This is a genomic window from Mycobacterium sp. NPDC051804 (genome assembly GCF_044452905.1).
GTDB lineage: Bacteria > Actinomycetota > Actinomycetes > Mycobacteriales > Mycobacteriaceae > Mycobacterium.
Genome location: NZ_JBITCD010000006.1, coordinates 246,614 through 266,235, shown reverse-complemented (window position 1 = coordinate 266,235; position 19,622 = coordinate 246,614). Strand labels below are relative to the sequence as shown.

Genomic DNA, 19,622 nt, shown 5'->3' with positions numbered 1-19,622 from the left:
GTCGTTCACGACTACGGAGTCAGTGGAGCAATCTGGCCGTTGGTGAGCTTCCGGTAGGTGTACACCAGGAACAACCCGGCGACCGGGACGGCAACGATCAACCCGATGCCGCAGGCCAATGCCCCGACAAACGTGATGGCGTAGATGACGAGGAGTGCGAGGATCACCGGAACCAAATTGTTCTTGGTGATGTCGATGCTCTGCTTGATCGCGTCAATGGGAGAGGCATTGCGCTCGACGATGATCACGGTTGCAAAGAGCGTGAACAGCGATACCACGAGCCCGCCGATGAAGCAGAAGGACAGGATTCCCGCCGCGATCCCGATGATCAGGCTCGCGACGATCACACTGCCGATGTTTCTCGGCTTGAAAAACGACCCGATGGTTACGGGCTGACCGTTCGCGATATCCAATAGGCCACTCAGATAAGCGGATTGCATCGCCGCGGCAACGACCATCAGGATGATGTAGCCAACGATGATCACGAGGACGCTTGCGAAGCCGAAGCTGGCTTCGACACTGTAGCTATTGCCGGCGGAACCGTAAGTCGTTTCGGGTGCTAGCGCGAAAGCCAGGCCGTAGACCGCTCCGAGCAGGATCGCGACAATGACCCCGTACACGAGCGCCGGGACGATCAGCGCAGCAGCGTTCTTGCTGAATTTGTTCCACGCCCACGAGAACCCCTCGCCGACGTTCAACTGCTGTGCGCCCGGGAAACCCGGGCCTGCGGCCGGAGGGTAGCCGCCAGGTGCGCCCGGCTGCCCGTAGCCCGCTTGCGGGGGTGGGCCGTAGCCGCCCGGTCCGGGTGGCGGCGGCGGTGCGTAACCACCACCTGGCGGCGGGAAGCCGCCACCCGGCGGCGGTGCTGGCGGTGGGTAGTTACCGCCGGGCGGGGGCGGCGGGTAGCCACCACCCGGCGGTGGCTGAGGAGGTGTTTGATCACTCATGGTTTGCGTTCCTTTCGAACAATCCAAATCCCCACTGGCACCGGCGAAGTGGCGACCGCGGCCCAGAGTGGCCACACGGGTTAGTGAGCGCCGTGAACGTTAGGAGTAGCTAGATGTGGCGCCGACGCCGACAACGACGTTGATGATGATGACGACAACGAAGACGATGACGCCCGCGATCGCACCCCACACCGCATACTTTTTCGCGTCGTCAGCCGCCTGCTGCGCTTCGGCAGCACGCCCCTGGGCCCACAAACCGGATACCTGAGTCGATTTCACGATCGACACGATTCCGAGCGGTAGACAGCACAACACCGTCACCAAGATGCCCCAAATCAGGTTGTTGTTCGGCTGACCGGCGGGAGGAGGTGGTGGCGTGCCGCCGCTCGGCGGTGGCGGCGGAGGGTAGTTCCCGGGGGGCGGTGGCGGTGGTTGGGTCATAGCGCCTTCCAGTCTTTGTCTTAGCTGGCAACGAGCGTGCTTACCCTACCTGAGAAGTGGGTCGGTGCAGCGGTTTCTGTCCGGAAGTTGATCGCGTGGCGAAATGGCGAAATACGCTGGTAACGGCCGGTTTGGGAGCGCACCCTCCCAATTGTGTGCCAGTCTTCGCACAGCGGACTAGCGGATGCGATGGCTCCTGCCGTCGGACAGGAACCCGAGCAGGTCGTGGCGCGTGAGTACGCCCACCGGCTTGCCCTCTTCGACGACCATCACGGCGTCGCACTCGCGCAACGTCTTGGCAGCCGTGCTGACGAGCTCCCCCGCGCCGATCAAAGGCAGCGGCGGACTCATGTGCTGGGACACGGCATCCGCCAGGTTCGCCCTGCCCTCGAACACCGCGGACAGCAGCTCGCGCTCCGCGACGCTGCCCGCCACCTCACCCGCCATCACCGGCGGCTCGGCGCCGACGACCGGCATCTGGGAGACGCCGTACTCGCGCAGAATGCCAATGGCGTCGCGCACGGTCTCCGACGGGTGGGTGTGCACCAGATCGGGCAGTGCGCCGGACTTACCGCGCAGCACCTCCCCCACCGTCGTCTCCTCAACCGAACCGTCGAGCCGGCTGCGGAGAAATCCGTAGGACGACATCCATCCGTCGTTGAAAACCTTTGACAGATAACCTCTTCCGCCGTCAGGCAGGAGGACCACGACGACAGCGTCGGGGCCCGCCTTCTCGGCAACCCGGATCGCGGCGCCAACAGCCATGCCGCACGATCCACCGACTAGGAGTGCCTCTTCACGGGCGAGCCTGCGCGTCATCTCGAATGAATCAGCGTCCGACACGGCAATGATCTCGTCCGGGACGCTCGGGTCGTAGGCGGACGGCCAGAAATCCTCGCCCACGCCTTCGACCAGGTAGGGCCTGCCGGTGCCGCCGGAGTACACCGAACCCTCCGGATCGGCACCGATGACCTTGACCAATCCGCCGGAAACCTCCTTGAGGTATCGCCCGGCGCCGGTGATCGTGCCGCCGGTGCCGACGCCTGCGACGAAATGGGTGACCTTTCCGTCGGTGTCGGCCCAGATCTCGGGCCCGGTCGTCTCGTAGTGCGACTCCGGTCCCATCGGGTTGGAGTACTGGTCGGGCTTCCATGCGCCGTCGATCTCTTCGACGAGACGATTCGAGACGCTGTAATAGCTGTCCGGATTGTCCGGCGCCACGGCCGTCGGGCAGACCACGACGTCGGCGCCGTAGGCGCGCAACACGTTCTGCTTGTCCTCGCTGACCTTGTCAGGGCAGACGAAAATGCATTTGTAGCCGCGCTGCTGCGCCACCAGCGCCAGTCCCACGCCGGTGTTGCCAGAGGTCGGCTCGACGATGGTGCCGCCGGGCTTGAGTTCCCCGCTGGCTTCCGCGGCGTCGATCATCTTGATTGCGATGCGGTCCTTGGAGCTGCCGCCGGGATTCAGGTACTCGATCTTGGCCGCGACGATGCCCGCGCCGTCCGGGACGACGGAGTTCAGCTGTACGAGAGGGGTATTGCCGATGAGCTCACTGATGTGCCGTGCGATCCGCATGACTCCATCGTGTCAGGCGGGGCACCGGTGTACCAGGTGAGGGTTTACCAGGTCGCTTCGCGGATGTAGTCGCCGATCTGGCGCAGCGACCGCGTCGCCTCGGGCACCGCGGGAGATGCCAGCTGGAAGACGTGCATTTGACCCGGCCAGACGCGAACCTCGACGGGCACACCTGCGGCCGCCAGTCGTCGGGCCGCCTTGCGCGCGTCGCTCACCAGTACCTCGGACCCCGACACGTGGATCAGGGTGCGCGGAAGCCCCGGCTCGATGTGATCGAGCGGCTCGTAGACGTCTTCGGGCTTTCCGTCGACCAGGTGCCGGCCCGCCGCTTCCTTGACCAGGTCCACCAGCGCGTAGAACGCGCGCGGCGGGAACATCGCATCACTGTGGATGTTCGGATGGTTGGCGCGGGTCTCGTTGTCGATCTCGAACAACGGCGACATCGTCACCATGGCCGCGGGTATTTCACCCTCCAGGCCTTCGCGCTGCAGCTTCTCGGCGAGCGCCAAAGCCAGGTACCCACCGGCGGAGTCGCCTGCGAGCACAATCTGATTCGGCTCATAGCCCTTGAGCCGCAACCACTTATAAGCGTCATAACAGTCGTCGAGCGCCTCGCCGACGGAGTGCTTGGGGATCATCCGGTAGTTGACGACCAGCACAGGGCAGTCCGCGTATCCCGAGAGCGCTGTCACGAGCCGACCGTGGGAGTTCACTCCGCACGTCAGGAACGCCCCGCCGTGCAGGTACAGAATCACGCCACGCTTACCGTCGGCAGGCAGCACTCCGCCCGCCCGCACGAGCTGTGCGGTGCACTGTGGCAAAGAAATCGTTGCGCGCACTGTCCCTTGGGGCGGACGCATCACCTTTGACACCAAATCCACCAAACCCCAAGGCCACGGAAGTCGCGGAGCATAACTTCCGATAGCTAGCGTCGGGCGAATTGTTAGCAGCGCCGCCAGTGAAGTGATGCGTCCCGCAAGGCTTGGGCCGTCCTCGACGACTTCTACGGGTGCGCCGTCGCTAACCGGAAACTTGCGCGGCTTCCGTGCTTTAGCAGGCATTTCGCCGGCACGAGAAACTCTGGCTACTTTACTTGGTGCCGTCATCGCCACCACTCCTACGCCTTTGTAGAGAGCCCGGGCCGCCGTTTGCTTCAGCGTACCGATACCTTAGCTTGACAGGCTCTGTTCATTTCAACAATCAACGAGTCAATTTCGATACCGGACTTGATACCGCACTGTGATCCCCTGACGTTCGCCGCCACGCGGGTATCCCAGAAAATCCCACTTAAACTAGTGACCGTGGGCATACGTGTTCCGCGTCGGACAACGACCGTCGCCTTTGCGGCCGCAGCCACGCTCGCTTCGACGGGCTCCGCATATGTCGGGGCCCGCAATCTGCTGAGCGGTCAAGCAGACAAGGCTCGCCGGGTGATACCGAAGGCTTGGGACGTGCCGCCGCGCGCTGACGGGGTCTATCAGCCCGGCGGCGGACCCGTGGACAAGTGGCACCGCGGGGTGCCCTTCGACCTGCATCTGATGGTCTTCGGCGACTCCACGGCCACCGGATACGGCTGCGACGACGCCGACGAGGTGCCGGGCGTGCTCATCGCCCGCGGGCTCGCCGAAGTGTCAGGAGAGCGAATCAGGCTGAGCACCAAAGCCATCATGGGCGCGACGTCGAAGGGGCTTTCCGGGCAGATCGACGCGATGTTCGTCGCCGGCCCGCCACCCGATGCCGCGGTCATCATGATCGGCGCGAACGACATCACACGGCCCAACGGCACCGGGCCGTCGGCCCGACGGCTGGGCAGAGCGGTTCGGCGGTTACGGGCCAGCGGCGCCGTCGTCGTGGTCGGTACCTGCCCGGATTTCGGTCTGATCACCGCGATCCCCCAGCCGCTGCGCTGGGTGGCGCGCAGTCGCGGGTTGCGTCTGGCGCGAGCACAGGCGTCGGCCGTGCGCGCAGCGGGAGGTGTCCCTGTGCCGTTCTCCGACCTCCTCGCGCCCGAATTCCGCAGGGCTCCAGAACAGCTCTTCAGCCAGGACATGTTCCACCCTTCGGGTGCCGGCTATGCGCTGGCGGCACAGCAGTTGCTTCCCGCGCTGTGTAATGCCCTGGGCGAGTACATCGATGGGAACCAGCCCGACGATGCGCTGGAGTCGAGGAACGCCGAGGGGAGCTCGCTGCTGGCCCGAGTCGGCAACATCAGCCGGCTGTGGCGCCGCTCAACTGGGGTCCCCGCACCCATCGTCGTGCCCGCAGGCTAGTTTTCCTCTATCCGTATATAGAGGAGTTCTCATGCCTGAAGCCGTCATCGTCGCCACTGCACGCTCGCCGATCGGCCGCGCCGTCAAAGGGTCGCTCGCCACGATGCGCCCCGATGACCTCGCGGCGCAGATGGTGCGGGCGGCATTGGACAAGGTTCCCTCGCTGGACCCCAAGGACATCGACGACCTGATGATGGGCTGCGCGCAGCCCGCCGGTGAGGCCGGCTACAACATCGCAAGGGCGGTGGCCGTCGAACTCGGCTACGACTTCCTGCCGGGCACCACGGTCAACCGCTACTGCTCGTCGTCGCTGCAGACCACGCGGATGGCCTTCCACGCCATCAAGGCCGGTGAAGGTGATGTGTTCATTTCGGCGGGAGTCGAGACCGTGTCGCGGTTCGGCGTCGGCGCGGCCGACGGTGCGCCGAATTCCAAGAACGCGTTGTTCGAGGAGGCTCAGGCGCGCACGGCCAAGCAGGCCGAGGGTGCCGACGAGTGGCACGATCCGCGCGAGGATGGCCTGGTGCCCGACGTGTACATCGCGATGGGCCAGACCGCCGAGAACGTCGTGAACTACACCGGCATCAGCCGCGAGGACCAGGACCACTGGGGCGTGCGGTCGCAGAACCGCGCCGAGGACGCGATCAAGAGCGGATTCTTCGAGCGCGAGATCGTGCCTGTGAAGCTGCCCGACGGCACGACTGTCACGACTGATGACGGTCCGCGAGCGGGCACGACGTACGAGGCTGTCTCGCAGCTGAAGCCGGTGTTCCGCCCCAATGGCACGATCACCGCGGGCAACGCGTGTCCGCTGAATGACGGTGCGGCCGCCGTCGTCATCATGAGCGATACCAAGGCCAAGGAGTTGGGCCTGACGCCGTTAGCCCGCATCGTGTCGACGGGTGTGAGTGGTTTGTCGCCGGAGATCATGGGCCTTGGCCCGATCGAGGCGATCAAGAGGGCACTGGCCAAGGCGGGCAAGACGATCTCGGACATTGATCTGGTCGAGATCAACGAGGCGTTCGCGGTGCAGGTGCTCGGTTCCGCGCGGGAGTTGGGTATCGACGAGGACAAGCTCAACGTGTCGGGTGGCGCGATCGCGCTGGGGCATCCGTTCGGTATGACGGGTGCGCGCATCACCGCGACTCTGCTGAACAACCTTGCGACGCATGACAAGACGTTCGGCATCGAGTCGATGTGTGTTGGCGGCGGCCAGGGCATGGCGATGGTGGTGGAACGCCTCAGCTAGGTTTCCGTTGCCGCCGAGACTGCAGACAGATCGCGATTTTACAAAATTTCGCGATCTGTCGGCAGTCTCGATCGCCACATGCGTTCCAAACGCCGCAGCACTTCGAATGGTTTGTTCGCCTTGACGACTCGCAGACGCGTCCAGCCCAATTCGGCGATGCGCTCTGACCGTTGGATGTCGTCGGCATAAATATCCGAGTCGTTGCGGTGCTGTTCGCCGTCGTACTCAAGGGCCAACATGAGGTCTTCCCAACTCATATCGAGGTAGTACCAACCGGCTCCGTCTCGTTTGGGCACGGGTATTTGGGTGCGCGGTCGTCGGTACCCCGCGCGAATCACTAAGAGTCGCAACCATGTTTCTCGTGGCGACTCGGCTCCAGCGTCGTGTAGATCGAGCGCCGCCTCGAGCTGACGGAGGTTGCGAGCGCCGGGGTGCGCTTGCGCCACCGCAAGCACAGCTTCGGCGGAGACTCCGGTGGCGTTGGCCAGTGCATCCAACCGTGCGACAGCCTGGTCAAGGCTGCCGCGGCGTGCGATATCGAATGCGGTGCGCCCGGGACTCGTGATGAGAAGCCCTTTGTAGAAGCCGTACTCGCCGTCTCGAAGCCTCATGTCGTAGGTGCGCAGACCACGTGGACGCCGCGCGTTTTGCGATACCAATTCGATGGGATCTGTGGCGTCAATCCACTTCGCACCGTGCAACGCCGACGCGGTCAACCCCGCAATCACGCCCTGTCGGTGTGTCCACAGCCATCCCGCAACGGCGCGTTGATGCAGCGTCGGCACGGCATCCTTCGGTACGTAAACGTCGGGAAACAGCGCGCGGAACCGAGCCCGCAGTTCGTGCTTCTTGAGGAGGCCGTGGGTGATGGCTTCGCTGCCGACGAACGGCCAGTTGGGTGTCGTCATGGAGAGACTCTCGCCGCTCCCGACCACCGAAACTGCTGGCAGATCGCAAAATGTGGATGAATCGCGATCTGTCAGCAGTTTCGGCGTAGTGGAGAAGAGGCACGAAAAAAGCCCGGCACATTTCGTGCCGGGCCTTTCGCGACGACTACTAGTCGCTGTTGAAGTACGACAGCAGTCGGAGGATCTCCAGGTACAGCCAGACCAGCGTGACGGTCAGGCCGAGGGCAACACCCCACGCCGCCTTCGACGGCGCACCGGCGCGGATCAACTGGTCCGCCTGGTCGAAGTCGATCAGGAACATGAATGCCGCCAGACCGATGCAGACCAGCGAGAAGATGATGGCCAGCGGACCACCGCTACGGAGTCCGAAGCCCTCACCGCCGCCGACACCGAAGATCGCGAGCACGAAGTTGAGCAGCGCGATCGCCACGACGCCGAACAGCGCAGCGACCATCATGCGGGTGAACTTCGGCGTCACCCGGATGGCGCCCGTCTTGTAGACGACGAGCATGCCGACGAACACACCGACCGTTCCGAAAATCGCCTGCGCGATCATCCCGGGGCCGCCGGTGGAGACGAGGTTCGCGAACAGGAACGACGCGGCACCGAGGAAGAGCCCCTCGAGTGCGGCGTAGCTCAGCACGATGGCCGGGTTGTCCTGCTTACGGCCGAACGTCGCGATCAACACCATCACCAAGCCGCCGAGCGCGCCGATCAGCGTGAACGGCATCATCAACGCGAGGTTCTGCGACACCAGGAAGTACGAGATGATGCCGACCACCGTCACGACGCCCAGCGTCATGCCGGTCTTGGTGACGACGTCATCGATGGTCAGCGGCCGGGAAACGCCCGTCTGCCGCTGGTCGGGGTACTGCGTCACATATGGATCGGCCTGTACTGCCTGCGCACCGTAGCCGGCGGCTCCGGTACCAAACTGCGCATAGCCACCCTGGCCCTTGGGCAGGGATCGAAATACCGGGTTGCTGGACTCCCGCACCGTCGGTTCCTTCCTGATGCTTGGTTCGACTCGTTGACGAACAAACGCTCAACGACTGGCGATCCCGGACGGTTCCCGAACGAACCTCCCAGGGTCTTCACAGGAAACCCTACCCGGCGAAGCTCAATGCAGGTTGACGAACTCCGACAGCTAAGGTTGCATTCCGTGGACGAAAACGAGGATGTCCTAGTAAACGTGCGCCAGGGCGTCGGCCTGATCACTCTCAATCGGCCCAAAGCCATCAATTCGCTCACGCACCCGATGGTCAACGCGATCTCGCCGGTCCTCACCGACTGGGCGGTGAACGACAACGTTCATACCGTCGTCATCGACGGTGCAGGTGAACGTGGCCTGTGCGCCGGCGGCGACATCGTCGCGCTCTATCACTCGGCCCGCGCCGACGGATCGGAGGCGCGACAGTTCTGGTACGACGAGTACCGCCTCAACGCCCAGATCGGCCGCTTCCCCAAGCCGTATGTGGCACTGATGGACGGCATCGTGATGGGCGGTGGCGTCGGCATCGCCGGCCACGGCAGCGTCCGCGTCGTCACCGACAGCACCAAGATGGCGATGCCCGAGGTCGGCATCGGCTTCATCCCCGACGTCGGCGGCCAACTCATCCTGTCGCGGGCGCCGGGACTGCTCGGCCTGCACGCCGCCCTGACCGGTGCGACGTTCGGCGCCGGCGACGCGATCGCCATGGGTTTCGCCGACCACTTCGTGCCCCATGACGCTATAGCCGCGTTCAAAGAAGCCGTCATCACCGATGGGGTCGACGCCGCACTAGCCGCCCACTCCGCCGACCCGCCGGCGAGTCCCTTTCTGGCGCAACGGGAATGGATCGACCGGTGCTATGCCGAGCCGACCGCCGTCGAGATCGTCGCCGCCCTGCGTGGTGACGACACGAGCGCCGCCAAAGACGCCGCAGACCTGATCGAGGCCAAATCCCCCATCTCGGTCTCCGTCGCGCTCGAAGCCGTGCGACGGGCCACCAAGCTCGACATTCTGGAAGACGTGCTGCGCCAGGAATACCGGACCAGTTGCGGGGCGCTGCGCAGCCACGACTTCGAAGAGGGCATCCGCGCTCAAGTCATCGACAAAGACCGCCAACCGAAATGGTCGCCCGCCTCGCTGGCGGCCGTCACCACCGCCGACGTCGAGGCATACTTCGCGCCGGCCGACCGCGAACTGGAGTTCACATGACGGACTACGAGACCATTCTGGTCACGCGTGACGACCGCGTCGGCACCATCACGCTGAACCGGCCCAAGGCCCTCAACGCGCTCAACAGCCAGGTGATGAACGAAGTTGTCGCGGCTGCAGCGGAATTCGACAGCGACCCCGGTATCGGCGCGATCATCGTCACGGGTAGCGGCGAGAAGGCATTCGCCGCGGGAGCCGACATCAAGGAGATGGCCGAGTTGTCGTTCGCCGACGTCTTCTCGAGCGACTTCTTCGCGGCGTGGGGCAAGTTCGCCGCGACACGGACGCCGACCATCGCCGCGGTCAACGGCTATGCGCTCGGCGGCGGTTGTGAACTCGCGATGATGTGCGATCTGCTGATCGCCGCCGACACCGCGAAGTTCGGTCAGCCCGAGATCAAGCTGGGCGTGCTTCCGGGAATGGGTGGTTCGCAACGGCTCACCCGCGCCATCGGGAAGGCCAAGGCGATGGACCTCATCCTCACCGGGCGCAACATGGATGCCGAGGAAGCCGAGCGCGCCGGCCTGGTGTCGCGCGTTGTGCCCGCCGACACCCTGCTCGACGAGGCGAACAAAGTCGCCAAGACGATCGCCGGGATGTCGCTTTCGGCATCGCGGATGGCGAAGGAAGCCGTTGACCGTGCGTTCGAGTCGACGTTGGCCGAGGGACTCCTCTACGAGCGCAGGCTCTTCCATTCCGCGTTCGCCACCGACGATCAGACCGAGGGCATGAACGCGTTCACCGAGAAGCGCACACCGGAGTTCCGCCACCGTTAATCTGCCTGGGTGACCGACACCGCTGAGGCCGTCGACGACGCTCCGCCGCAGGAGCAGTTGCCACCCGAGCCGGATTGGTGGGTCCGCCGATACACGTTCTTCGGAACCGCGTTCGGCCTGATTTTCATCTGGTTGTCGTTGACGCCGTCGCTGCTGCCGCGCGGGCCGCTGTTCCAGGGCATCGTCAGCGGCTCGGCAGGCGCTATCGGTTACGGCCTCGGCGTGTTCGGCGTTTGGCTGGTGCGCTTTATGCAGTCGAAGGACACCAGTCCGAAGCCGCCGCGGTGGGCCTGGTTCACGCTTGTGGGCGTGGGAATCATCGGCCAGGTCCTGATGATCTTCTACTTCCACCGATGGCAAGACGAGGTGCGCGACCTCAACGGTGTACCGCGCCTGGAGTTCTGGGACTATCCGCTGACCGCCGTCCTGTCAATCGTCGTCCTTTTCATCTTCGTCGAGATCGGCCAGCTCATCGGCCGACTCGTGCGCTTCCTGGTTCGACAGCTCAATCGCGTTGCACCGCCTCGTATTTCGGCCGTCGTGGTGGTTGCGCTACTGCTGACCCTGACCATCGCACTCCTCAACGGCATCGTGGTGCGTTTCGGCATGAGCGCATTGAACTCGACGTTCTCGGCGGCCAACGACGAGACCGATCCGGAGTTCGCGGCGCCGACGTCCCCGCTGCGCTCGGGCGGCCCGGGCTCGGCAATGTCGTGGGAATCGTTGGGGCATCAGGGTCGGGTGTTCGTGTCGGCGGGACCGACGGTCGAAGACCTCACGAAGTTCAACGGCCGACCCGGCACCGAACCGATCCGCGCCTACGCCGGACTGCATTCGGCCGACGGCATCAGGGCGACAGCCGCACTGGCCGCCCAGGAATTGCAGCGCAAGGGCGGCCTCGACCGTGCCGTCGTCGCCGTCGCCACCACCACCGGTACCGGCTGGATCAACGAGGCCGAAGCGTCGGCGCTGGAATACATGTATAACGGCGACACCGCGATTGTGTCCATGCAGTACTCGTTCCTGCCCAGTTGGCTGTCGTTCCTCGTCGACAAGGAGAACGCGCGACAGGCCGGGCAGGCACTGTTCGAGGCCGTCGACGCGTTGATCCGCGAGATGCCGGAAGCGCAGCGGCCACGGCTGGTGGTGTTCGGCGAAAGCCTCGGGTCGTTCGGCGGTGAGGCACCGTTCCTGGCGCTGAACAACCTCATCGCCCGCACCGACGGTGCACTGTTCTCCGGCCCGACGTTCAACAACACCATCTGGACGCAGCTCACCCGCGACCGCGACAAGGGTTCACCGGAATGGCTGCCCACGTTCGACCGAGGTGAGAACGTCCGCTTCGCCGCACGATCGGACGATCTCAACCGACCCGAAGGCGCCGAGTGGGGCCATCCCCGCGTCGTGTACCTGCAGCACGCGTCCGACCCGATCGCCTGGTGGAACCCGGATCTGCTGTTCGCCGAACCGGATTGGCTCAAAGAGCCTCGTGGCTACGACGTCTCGGGTCGCATGCAGTGGATTCCGATCGTCACCTTCCTGCAAGTGTCCGCGGATATGGCGGTCGCGGTCGACGTGCCCGACGGGCATGGCCACGTCTACGTCAGGGACGTTGCCAATGCGTGGGCGGCGATCCTCGAGCCGCCGGGTTGGAATCCGGAGAAGACAGAGAAGCTGCGTCCGCTGCTGTCCAACGACGAAAACGCTTAGACCAGATCCCGCGGGCTGGGCCCACGGCCGCAGGCCAGGGGAGAGCGGAGCGACCGGGGAATCAGCAGAAGCCTTCGGCCTTGAGCGCGTGATATCCGCCGATGACGTCGGTGGAGCGGTGCAGCCCGAGGTCGAGCAGGGCAGCCGCGGCCAGGCTCGAGGTGTAGCCCTCCGAGCACAGCACGACCCATTCGACGTCGTCGTTCACGGCCTGCGGAAGACGGGCGTCACTGGTGGGGTCGCAACGCCATTCGAGCACGTTGCGTTCGATCACGAGCGCCGCGGGAACGTCACCCTCACGGTCGCGCTGGGCCTGCGGCCGGATGTCGACCAGTATCGCGCCGCGGGCCAGTGCCGCGGGCACGTCGTGCGCGCTCATCCTGCTCAGCCGGCTGCGGGCGGCGTCGAGAATCCGGTCGATGCGGCTGGCCGAGGTCGTCAAACCCGTCAATGTCGCTGTCATCCTTCCGGCTCATCGGTGAGTTCGGTGCGCTTGCGGCGCAGCGTGTTCCGGTGTGTGACCTCGTAGTACGACATCGCGGTCAACGGTGGCGAGTATGCGTGCACACTCAGCGTGGGCGCAACCGGCGCGACAGGCACTGCGGACGATATGGGCGCCGCGGTATGCCGATCGGGTGCCCACACGACGTCATGCACCCAACCGAGCGGGAAGGCGGCCTGATCCCCCGCCGTGAGACGACGGCGTTTGAAAGCCCGCCCGTCCCAGCGAGTTTCCTTCAGTACGCCGGACACCACGGTCAGCGCGCCGAGCGAGCCACCGTGGTCGTGCAGCTCGGTCGAGCGGTCCGGAACCCAGCTGATCAACCAGACGTCGAGTTCCTCGTCGCCGTGCAGCCGGGTGAACCAGCGGTCATTCACGGGCAAGCCGCCGGCGGGCAGCAGAGCGTCGTAGCGGCCGGACAGCACACCGTCGGCGTACCGGTCGGTGGCGTGCAGCAGATCAGGTGGGCGCAGCCGAGTGGGCAACGACAGGGTGGAAACCATCAAGACTCCAGGGATGACGAAAGGAAAGGGATCGAGGCATGCGCGTCAGGCGCAACAGTCCCCGTCGCAAATCACCAGGTATCCGGTCGTCACGGGGCAAGTGTGGCATGTCAAACCGGCCTAAACGGCTGCGCTCGATTGCCGCTCCGTTAACGCTATGGTCAACAACCTGGTCAGGCGGCCATCTGCAGCGCAGGATCCAAGACTCACGGTGATCCGAAGTAGATGGGCGCCAACAGCGGCGACGCAGCCATTGCATAGATTGGCTGAATGCGCAGGTACACCCGTCGGGCCGCCAACGCGGTGACACTCGTGATCGTCGGCACGACAGTCGCCACCGGGTGCTCGTCCGGGAATGACGGCGAACCGGCCACGTCAGCTCCCGAAACGACGGCGACCACCGCCTCGGAGCCTTCCGAGACCCCGACCGCGGCGCCCGGCGAGGTCGCGGTGTCCCCCGGCGGCGTCACCACCGCCATCGGCGCCCCCGCGGACTCCACCGAGGACGAGTACTTCCAGGCGTGCCTGGCCGCGCGCGAATGGATGGGCCGGCAGGGCGGAGACCCGAAGTCGCAGCTCGAGCCGTACCTCAAGAGCGTGCAGAGCGCCGACGCCGCCCCTGGCCCCGGAACCTTCGGAACGCCCTGGTCTGCGCTCCCGCCAGAACGCCAGGCCGCGGTGATCGTGGCAGCGCAGGCCGCTGCCGATGCCCTCTGTGGATAAGCGCAGAATGATCCCATGGCCGGCAAGCGCGTGGCCCTCGCCCTCGGCAGTGGAGGAGCGCGCGGTTACGCCCACATCGGGGTGATCGACGAGCTGCGCGAGCGTGGCTTCGAAATCGTCGGTATCGCGGGATCCTCGATGGGTGCCCTCGTCGGCGGCCTGCAGGCCGCGGGCAAGCTCGACGATTTCGCCGAATGGGCGAAGTCGCTGACCCAGCGCGCGATCCTGCGCCTACTCGATCCGAAGATCACCGCCGCCGGGGTGCTGCGCGCGGAGAAGATCCTCGACGCGGTCCGCGACATCCTCGGCGAGGTCACGATCGACGAGCTGCCGATCCCGTACACGGCGGTCAGCACCGACCTGCTGACGGGGAAGTCGGTGTGGCTGCAACGCGGGCCGGTCGACGCCGCGATCCGGGCCTCGATCGCGATCCCCGGCGTGATCGTGCCGCACGTGCTCGACGGGCGGCTGCTGGCCGACGGCGGCATCCTCGATCCGCTGCCGATGGCGCCGATATCGGCCGTCAACGCCGATCTGACGATCGCGGTGAGCCTGTCCGGCAGCGAGGCGGGCGGCGACGAGCCCGAGGACGACGGGCCCAGCGCGACCACGGAATGGCTGGGCCGAATGTGGCGCAGCACGACCGCGCTGTTCGACGCCGGCCAGTCCGACACCGGCCAGTCCGACACCGGCCAGGCCGACGAAAACGAGGACAAACTCATCGACGCGTCGAAAGAGGTCTCGGTGCCAAGACTTGGCAGCTTCGAGGTGATGAACCGGACAATCGACATCGCGCAGGCCGCGCTGGCCCGCCATACGCTCGCGGCCTACCCGCCCGACGTGTTGATCGAGGTGCCACGGACCGCATGCCGCAGTCTCGAATTCCACCGTGCGGCAGAGGTCATCGGCATCGGTCGCGAACTCACCGCCGCGGTGCTCGACGGGCTGGAGAAGCCCCAAACCGTCTCGGCGAAAGCCTGATTCAGCGGCCTTCAGCGGTTGAGGAAGGTCGCGACCTCCCCCGCCACCAACCTGCCCTGCTCACGTCCCGCCACCGCGGACGGCGCGCGGCACGCCGGGTCGAGTGGGTTGGGACCGAACGCCGCCAGCGACTCGTCGTCGGCGAAAACCGCATAGACCGATCCGGGAAAAGTGTCGACCTCGGCGACCGCACCGTCGCCGAACGGTGACGGCGACGTCCGGCCTTGCGGCAGCAGCGTGACCAACACATCGCAGTCGGCGGCCAGCTCGAGGTTGACGGTGCTGCCGACGCCGCCGTCCATAAAGCGTTTACCGCCGATTGTGACGGGTGGCCAGACGCCGGGCACCGCGCAGCTGGCGGCCACGGCGTCGACCAGATTCACACCGGAATTGCGATCGAGCGATAGCAATTCACCTGTGGCGGTGTCGATTGCGCTGATGCGCAAGTCACGCTCGGGCCACTCGTGCTCGGGTAGCCGGCGCTCGATCACCTGGCGCCGGACGATCTCCGGCACGGTGTCCGTCGAGAGCGCGACGGCACCGATCCTCGTGAGCTTCTCCTCTTTGGAGCCAGGCTGCGTCACGGCCGTCAGGAACAGTTCGGTGATCTCCTCGATGCCGACGTTCGGGTTCAGCTCGGTCGTCGACGTTTCTAGTTGCTGCTCGAACAGCGTGTCGAGACTGAGTTCGCTGATGAGTTGCGCGGCCACGGCCGATCCCGCTGACGTGCCGACCAGGACGTCCGAATTTCGCAGCGACTCGGCTGTCGCGGGCGATGCGTCGGCGATACCGCGCAGGATTCCGATCTCCCACGCGATACCCGCCAGCCCGCCGCCGGCAAGCACCAGTGCTCGTTTCGTCACGGGAAGTGAGTCTGCCAGGCGGCCGAATAGATGCGGCGGCTAAGGTCTGGCCATGGTCCGCGGTGTCCTGGTCGCAGCTGTAACAGCGCTGGTTCTCGCGGGCAGTCCAGTCGCCGGTGCGCAGCCGCCCGCGCCGCCGGCGCCGATCATCCCGTCGCCGATTCAGCCCGCCAATGTCGGCGACCTGAAACGCGATGCCACTGCGTACTACGACAGCGGCGCCTACTTGACGAATTTGCAGCAGGCCGCGGCGCCCGCGGTGGCGTGGATCAACGAGCAGGCACCGCGCGTCGCCCGACCGGCGGTGGTTTTCGACATCGACGAGACCGCGCTGTCAAACTGGGAAGTCATCAAGGCCAACGATTTCGGTCGCGTCTACAACGGCCCGTGTGACGATCTGCCGCATGGGCCGTGCGGGTTGCAGGCGTTCGGCCAGCTCGCGGAGTCGACGGTGATTCCGCCGACGATGGACGTGTTCACGGCCGCCAAACAGCGTGGTGCCACGGTCTTCTTCATCACCGGCAGGCAAGAGTCGTGGCGCGCCGCGACCGAACAGAATCTGCAGGCCGTCGGTTACACCGGTTATGAGCAACTGATCATGGAACCGACTGGCTCACACTACGTTTCCGCCGCGGACTTCAAAGCCCCGCAGCGGGCACAGATCGAGGCCCAGGGCTACACGATCATCGCCAACATCGGGGATCAGCCGTCGGATCTGGCCGGCGGCTTCGCACAGCAGACGTACCTACTGCCGAATCCCTTCTACCGCATCCCCTAGGAGCGACATGGCCGACACGATGAGGGCGCAGCGCTTCTACGCCGAAACCAAAAGTATTGCCGTGGAGGATGTTCCGATTCCTGAGCCCGGACCGGGCGAGGTTCTGGTCAAAGTGGCGTTCTGCGGCATCTGCCATTCGGACCTCAGCCTGATCAACGGCACGTTCCCGGCGATGCTCCCGGTGGTCACGCAGGGCCACGAGGCGTCGGGAACGATCGCCAAACTCGGCGCGGACGTCACCGGGTGGGCGGAGGGCGACCGCGTGGTCCTAGCCGCGGGCAGGCCGTGTACCCAGTGCGCGAACTGCCGCCGCGGCGATGTGGTGAATTGCCTGGCCATTGCGCTGATGGCGTTCGCCTACGACGGCGCGTGGGCCGAGTACACCGTCGCGCAGGCCGCCGGCCTGACCCGGGTACCGGACAACGTCCCGCTCGAGCAGGCGGCGATCCTGGCCGACGCCGTATCCACGCCGTTCGGCGCCGTCGTACGCACTGGCAAGGTCGGCATCGGCGAATCGGTCGGCGTATGGGGCGTTGGCGGGGTCGGGACTCACATCGTGCAGCTGGCACGGCTGGTCGGCGCCGTTCCGGTGATCGCCGTCGACATCAAGCCCGAGGTGCTGGCGCGCGCGACCGAACTCGGCGCCGACTACGCGTTCGACGCCCGCGACGACCGGCTGGCCGAGAAGATCGCCGACGCCACCGGAGGCCGCGGCCTCGATGTCGCGTTCGACGCGGTGGGGCTCCAGTCGACATTCGGTCAGGCGCTCGACAACCTGACGGTCGGCGGTCGTGTCGTCGCGGTTGGAATGAGCGCAGAGTCGGCGTGCGTTGGAACGACGACCATGTTCGCACTCACGCAGAAGCAGGCACTGGGCCACCTCGGCTACCAGAATGTCGACATCGAAACGCTGGCCACACTGGTATCTCGTGGGCGGCTGGACATTTCACGCTCGATCAGCGACGTCGTCTCGCTCGAGGACATCGAGGTGGGCATCGAGAGGCTCGACCGCCAGGAAGGCAACCCGATCCGCATCCTGGTCCAGCCGTGACCGGTGACCTGACGGGCCGGGTCGCGGTGCTGACCGGCGCGTCCGGTGGCATCGGAAAGGCGATCGCGCGAAGGCTCGCCGACGAGGGCGCCGACCTGTGCCTGTCCTATGGTCGGCACGCCGACGATGCCGAAGAGGCAGCGGCCTACGCCCGCGCGCAGGGGCGGCGGGTCGCCGTCGTCGCCGCCGATCTGTCTGACCCTGAGGCGCCTGCCGCGCTCGTCGCGCACGCGGTCGACGAACTCGGCCCGGTCGACCTGCTCGTCCCCAACGCGGGCCGGGCGGACTTCAAGCGGTGGCCCGACATCGATCACGACTCGTGGAACACCACCCTGGCGGTGAACCTCACGGCGCCCTGGCTGTTGGTCCAGCAGGTGCTGCCGGGCATGGTCGAGCGAAAGTTCGGCCGCATCCTGTTCATCTCCTCGGTCGCCGCGTTCACCGGCGGCGTCGTCGGTGCGCACTACGCGACGAGCAAGGCGGGTCTGCACGGTCTCATGCATCACCTCGCGCCGCGGGTGGCGGCCGATGGGGTGACGGTCAACAGCCTGGCCCCCGCACTGGTGGGCGAGACGAAGATGTTCCCCGCGGACCTGGAGACCGGCACTCCCCCGATCCCGATTCCGGTCGGTCGCATCGGACGCCCCGACGAGGTCGCGGACATGGCAATTGCCATGCTGCGCAACGGATATCTGACCAACAAGGTCATCACGCTCGACGGCGGTATCCTGCCGCGCGACTAGCTCAGCCGGGTGCGGGCGTGAATGTCTGCGTGACGCTTCCCGGCGGCGCCGTAGCCGGAAGCGGTGTCGAAATGTACGTGGGCAGCCCGTCTCCGAGTGCGTAGACGCCGAGTGCGATAGCGGCACCGGCGATACCGACGATCGCGGCGTTGAAAACCACCGTCGATGCTCGAGTTATGTCGTGTGACACGACGTGCTCCTTCAGTAGGTGAGTAACCCGTTCGGGTCACCTGCTACAGGTAGGAGCGCGTACGTCGGCTGGACGGGACACTTTTCGCGGCATCCGCCGCGCGACTAGCTCAGATGCGGGGCCGCCTTGCCGCTGATGAGCGGCAGATCGAGGTAGGTGGCGATACCGGGTTCGGCCGCGCACACCGCGGGGACCGAGTTCACGCAATGCGCCGCGGTGCCCACGATTCCGTACTCGGGTCCCTCAGTACCGACCGCGGACTGGAAGCCCTTCACCGAGATCGAGACGTCGGGATTACCGCGCACCTCCATCTCGTAGCGCTGCCCTTCGGGGCCGAATGTCCATGGGGGATCCATCTTTTCCTCGCCCATGAGCCAGTTCACGGTGACGCGGACGACGACCTCGTCGCCAACCAGCGCCTCCCAGTGAAACTTTCGACCCGCGACCTGGCCCGGTTCGATCACGCCGATCGGCGACTCGATGGGCGCGGTGGCGACGGCGATCTCCTGCGACGAGCGCACCTTCGGGTCGGCGTTGAAGCCCGCCTTGTCGACGATCATCCGCACCGCCTGGATGAAACCACCGTCGAGTAGCTTTTGCATGGGTCCGCTAAGAGCCTTGTCTGGCACTTCGCCGAAGCCCATCACATGGCGGACCACATCAGGCGCCTCATAGGTGCGCAGGTCCGAATACTCCTCGGCCCGAACGAAAGTCACGCCCGTCGAGAAAGCCGAGAACAGCAGCGGGAACTTCTCGCTGATACCGCCGGGCGCGATGCCGGTGCCGTGCAGCGTGGCGTTGCCCTCGATCGCAGCATCGCGAAGGGCCGCGGACTGCCGCTCACTGGGATAGACCCAACCAACCGGGGTCACCACGTTCTTCCCGGACCGCAGCAGGGCGGCGACCTCGTCGGGGTTGGGCAGCAACGGTGAATAGATGACGGCGTCGGCGTCGAGCGCGAGGATCTCGTCGACGTTGTTGGTCGCGGCGACGCCAAGGGGCTCTGCTCCGATGAGCTCGCCGACGTCCTTGCCGGCCTTATCAGCCGAGTGCACCCAGCAGCCGGTGAGTTCGAGCTCGGGGTGCTCCAGCACGCCCTTGATGGCGGCGACTCCAACGCCTCCTGTCGCCCACTGCACGACCTTCAGCGCCATACCGCCTCCTCATAACTAGAACACGTTCTACCAAGGTCTACACGACGGCGACTTC

General features: G+C 65.7%; 21 protein-coding genes. 10 read left to right on the top strand and 11 right to left on the bottom strand.

The window, feature by feature from the left end; all coding sequences use genetic code 11:
* Positions 1 to 11: 11 nt before the first annotated feature.
* The 4 genes from ACIA48_RS24160 to ACIA48_RS24145 form a co-directional block, all read right to left on the bottom strand.
* Positions 12 to 947 (bottom strand): hypothetical protein, encoded by a 936-nt coding sequence (locus ACIA48_RS24160; protein ID WP_396737518.1) that lies wholly within the window; start codon positions 945 to 947, stop codon positions 12 to 14.
* A 99-nt stretch (positions 948 to 1,046) separates the two neighbouring features.
* A complete protein-coding gene (locus tag ACIA48_RS24155) occupies positions 1,047 to 1,388 on the bottom strand; it encodes a CD225/dispanin family protein (protein ID WP_396737515.1) in 342 nt (113 codons plus the stop codon).
* A gap of 177 nt (positions 1,389 to 1,565) precedes the next feature.
* Positions 1,566 to 2,966: a cystathionine beta-synthase gene (locus tag ACIA48_RS24150; RefSeq protein ID WP_396737513.1), complete on the bottom strand. Its 1,401-nt coding sequence runs from the start codon at positions 2,964 to 2,966 to the stop codon at positions 1,566 to 1,568.
* A 44-nt stretch (positions 2,967 to 3,010) separates the two neighbouring features.
* Positions 3,011 to 4,072 carry an alpha/beta hydrolase fold domain-containing protein gene (locus ACIA48_RS24145; protein WP_396737510.1) on the bottom strand — a complete coding sequence of 354 codons (1,062 nt, stop codon included), beginning with the start codon at positions 4,070 to 4,072 and terminating at the stop codon, positions 3,011 to 3,013.
* 195 nt (positions 4,073 to 4,267) lie between these two features.
* Here ACIA48_RS24145 and ACIA48_RS24140 point away from each other — a divergent pair, with 195 nt between their 5' ends.
* A complete protein-coding gene (locus tag ACIA48_RS24140; RefSeq protein WP_396737508.1) occupies positions 4,268 to 5,236 on the top strand; it encodes an SGNH/GDSL hydrolase family protein in 969 nt (322 codons plus the stop codon).
* A 31-nt stretch (positions 5,237 to 5,267) separates the two neighbouring features.
* The gene (locus tag ACIA48_RS24135) at positions 5,268 to 6,485 is read left to right on the top strand and encodes an acetyl-CoA C-acetyltransferase (protein WP_396737505.1); all 1,218 of its coding nucleotides are present in this window, start codon (positions 5,268 to 5,270) and stop codon (positions 6,483 to 6,485) included.
* A gap of 38 nt (positions 6,486 to 6,523) precedes the next feature.
* Here ACIA48_RS24135 and ACIA48_RS24130 read toward each other — a convergent pair whose 3' ends face one another.
* Both ACIA48_RS24130 and ACIA48_RS24125 read right to left on the bottom strand, forming a co-directional pair.
* The gene (locus ACIA48_RS24130) at positions 6,524 to 7,393 is read right to left on the bottom strand and encodes a hypothetical protein (protein ID WP_396737502.1); all 870 of its coding nucleotides are present in this window, start codon (positions 7,391 to 7,393) and stop codon (positions 6,524 to 6,526) included.
* Positions 7,394 to 7,541: 148 nt separating this feature from the next.
* Positions 7,542 to 8,390: a Bax inhibitor-1/YccA family protein gene (locus ACIA48_RS24125; RefSeq protein ID WP_396737499.1), complete on the bottom strand. Its 849-nt coding sequence runs from the start codon at positions 8,388 to 8,390 to the stop codon at positions 7,542 to 7,544.
* A gap of 165 nt (positions 8,391 to 8,555) precedes the next feature.
* Between ACIA48_RS24125 and ACIA48_RS24120 the strand changes: the two genes are divergently transcribed.
* The 3 genes from ACIA48_RS24120 to ACIA48_RS24110 are packed head-to-tail and all read left to right on the top strand — an operon-like array spanning position 8,556 to position 12,079.
* On the top strand, positions 8,556 to 9,593 hold the full coding sequence (locus ACIA48_RS24120) for an enoyl-CoA hydratase/isomerase family protein (protein ID WP_396737497.1): 1,038 nt from the start codon (positions 8,556 to 8,558) through the stop codon (positions 9,591 to 9,593).
* Positions 9,590 to 10,369, top strand: a complete 780-nt coding sequence (locus tag ACIA48_RS24115; RefSeq protein ID WP_396737494.1) for an enoyl-CoA hydratase — start codon at positions 9,590 to 9,592, stop codon at positions 10,367 to 10,369. The genes ACIA48_RS24120 and ACIA48_RS24115 overlap by 4 nt, the downstream gene beginning before the upstream one ends.
* 9 nt (positions 10,370 to 10,378) lie before the next feature.
* Entirely contained in the window at positions 10,379 to 12,079 is a 1,701-nt protein-coding gene (locus ACIA48_RS24110) for an alpha/beta hydrolase (RefSeq protein WP_396737491.1), read from the top strand.
* Positions 12,080 to 12,140: 61 nt separating this feature from the next.
* Here the strand turns inward: ACIA48_RS24110 and ACIA48_RS24105 are convergent, their stop codons facing one another.
* Both ACIA48_RS24105 and ACIA48_RS24100 read right to left on the bottom strand, forming a co-directional pair.
* Entirely contained in the window at positions 12,141 to 12,542 is a 402-nt protein-coding gene (locus ACIA48_RS24105; protein WP_396737488.1) for a rhodanese-like domain-containing protein, read from the bottom strand.
* On the bottom strand, positions 12,539 to 13,084 hold the full coding sequence (locus ACIA48_RS24100) for a cysteine dioxygenase (protein WP_396737486.1): 546 nt from the start codon (positions 13,082 to 13,084) through the stop codon (positions 12,539 to 12,541). Before ACIA48_RS24100 ends, ACIA48_RS24105 begins: the two co-directional genes overlap by 4 nt.
* A 270-nt stretch (positions 13,085 to 13,354) precedes the next feature.
* Between ACIA48_RS24100 and lpqV the strand changes: the two genes are divergently transcribed.
* A complete protein-coding gene (lpqV, locus tag ACIA48_RS24095; RefSeq protein WP_396737483.1) occupies positions 13,355 to 13,807 on the top strand; it encodes a lipoprotein LpqV in 453 nt (150 codons plus the stop codon).
* 15 nt (positions 13,808 to 13,822) lie between these two features.
* Positions 13,823 to 14,788 carry a patatin-like phospholipase family protein gene (locus ACIA48_RS24090; protein WP_396737480.1) on the top strand — a complete coding sequence of 322 codons (966 nt, stop codon included), beginning with the start codon at positions 13,823 to 13,825 and terminating at the stop codon, positions 14,786 to 14,788.
* A gap of 11 nt (positions 14,789 to 14,799) precedes the next feature.
* Here ACIA48_RS24090 and ACIA48_RS24085 read toward each other — a convergent pair whose 3' ends face one another.
* Entirely contained in the window at positions 14,800 to 15,651 is an 852-nt protein-coding gene (locus ACIA48_RS24085; RefSeq protein ID WP_396737477.1) for a patatin-like phospholipase family protein, read from the bottom strand.
* A 52-nt stretch (positions 15,652 to 15,703) separates the two neighbouring features.
* Here ACIA48_RS24085 and ACIA48_RS24080 point away from each other — a divergent pair, with 52 nt between their 5' ends.
* Genes ACIA48_RS24080 through ACIA48_RS24070 form a run of 3 tightly spaced genes read left to right on the top strand, consistent with a single transcriptional unit; the run spans position 15,704 to position 18,223 of the window.
* Positions 15,704 to 16,429 (top strand): HAD family acid phosphatase, encoded by a 726-nt coding sequence (locus tag ACIA48_RS24080; RefSeq protein WP_396737474.1) that lies wholly within the window; start codon positions 15,704 to 15,706, stop codon positions 16,427 to 16,429.
* 7 nt (positions 16,430 to 16,436) lie between these two features.
* Positions 16,437 to 17,480 (top strand): zinc-binding dehydrogenase, encoded by a 1,044-nt coding sequence (locus ACIA48_RS24075; protein WP_396737471.1) that lies wholly within the window; start codon positions 16,437 to 16,439, stop codon positions 17,478 to 17,480.
* Positions 17,477 to 18,223 (top strand): SDR family NAD(P)-dependent oxidoreductase, encoded by a 747-nt coding sequence (locus ACIA48_RS24070; RefSeq protein ID WP_396737468.1) that lies wholly within the window; start codon positions 17,477 to 17,479, stop codon positions 18,221 to 18,223. Before ACIA48_RS24075 ends, ACIA48_RS24070 begins: the two co-directional genes overlap by 4 nt.
* Position 18,224: 1 nt before the next feature.
* Here ACIA48_RS24070 and ACIA48_RS24065 read toward each other — a convergent pair whose 3' ends face one another.
* Positions 18,225 to 18,413 carry a hypothetical protein gene (locus ACIA48_RS24065; RefSeq protein WP_396737467.1) on the bottom strand — a complete coding sequence of 63 codons (189 nt, stop codon included), beginning with the start codon at positions 18,411 to 18,413 and terminating at the stop codon, positions 18,225 to 18,227.
* Between the two features lie 104 nt (positions 18,414 to 18,517).
* Positions 18,518 to 19,567 carry a dihydrodipicolinate reductase gene (locus ACIA48_RS24060; protein ID WP_396737464.1) on the bottom strand — a complete coding sequence of 350 codons (1,050 nt, stop codon included), beginning with the start codon at positions 19,565 to 19,567 and terminating at the stop codon, positions 18,518 to 18,520.
* Between the last annotated feature and the right edge of the window lie 55 nt (positions 19,568 to 19,622).

Bases quoted from the DNA above. Each gene is read 5' to 3' on its own strand.
- ACIA48_RS24160 (WP_396737518.1), bottom strand. From the start codon at position 947: ATGAGTGATCAAACACCTCCTCAGCCACCGCCGGGTGGTGGCTACCCG.
- ACIA48_RS24155 (WP_396737515.1), bottom strand. From the start codon at position 1,388: ATGACCCAACCACCGCCACCGCCCCCCGGGAACTACCCTCCGCCGCCA.
- ACIA48_RS24150 (WP_396737513.1), bottom strand. From the start codon at position 2,966: ATGCGGATCGCACGGCACATCAGTGAGCTCATCGGCAATACCCCTCTC.
- ACIA48_RS24145 (WP_396737510.1), bottom strand. From the start codon at position 4,072: ATGACGGCACCAAGTAAAGTAGCCAGAGTTTCTCGTGCCGGCGAAATG.
- ACIA48_RS24135 (WP_396737505.1), top strand. From the start codon at position 5,268: ATGCCTGAAGCCGTCATCGTCGCCACTGCACGCTCGCCGATCGGCCGC.
- ACIA48_RS24130 (WP_396737502.1), bottom strand. From the start codon at position 7,393: ATGACGACACCCAACTGGCCGTTCGTCGGCAGCGAAGCCATCACCCAC.
- ACIA48_RS24115 (WP_396737494.1), top strand. From the start codon at position 9,590: ATGACGGACTACGAGACCATTCTGGTCACGCGTGACGACCGCGTCGGC.
- ACIA48_RS24105 (WP_396737488.1), bottom strand. From the start codon at position 12,542: ATGACAGCGACATTGACGGGTTTGACGACCTCGGCCAGCCGCATCGAC.
- ACIA48_RS24100 (WP_396737486.1), bottom strand. From the start codon at position 13,084: ATGGTTTCCACCCTGTCGTTGCCCACTCGGCTGCGCCCACCTGATCTG.
- lpqV (WP_396737483.1), top strand. From the start codon at position 13,355: ATGCGCAGGTACACCCGTCGGGCCGCCAACGCGGTGACACTCGTGATC.
- ACIA48_RS24090 (WP_396737480.1), top strand. From the start codon at position 13,823: ATGGCCGGCAAGCGCGTGGCCCTCGCCCTCGGCAGTGGAGGAGCGCGC.
- ACIA48_RS24080 (WP_396737474.1), top strand. From the start codon at position 15,704: ATGGTCCGCGGTGTCCTGGTCGCAGCTGTAACAGCGCTGGTTCTCGCG.
- ACIA48_RS24075 (WP_396737471.1), top strand. From the start codon at position 16,437: ATGGCCGACACGATGAGGGCGCAGCGCTTCTACGCCGAAACCAAAAGT.
- ACIA48_RS24060 (WP_396737464.1), bottom strand. From the start codon at position 19,567: ATGGCGCTGAAGGTCGTGCAGTGGGCGACAGGAGGCGTTGGAGTCGCC.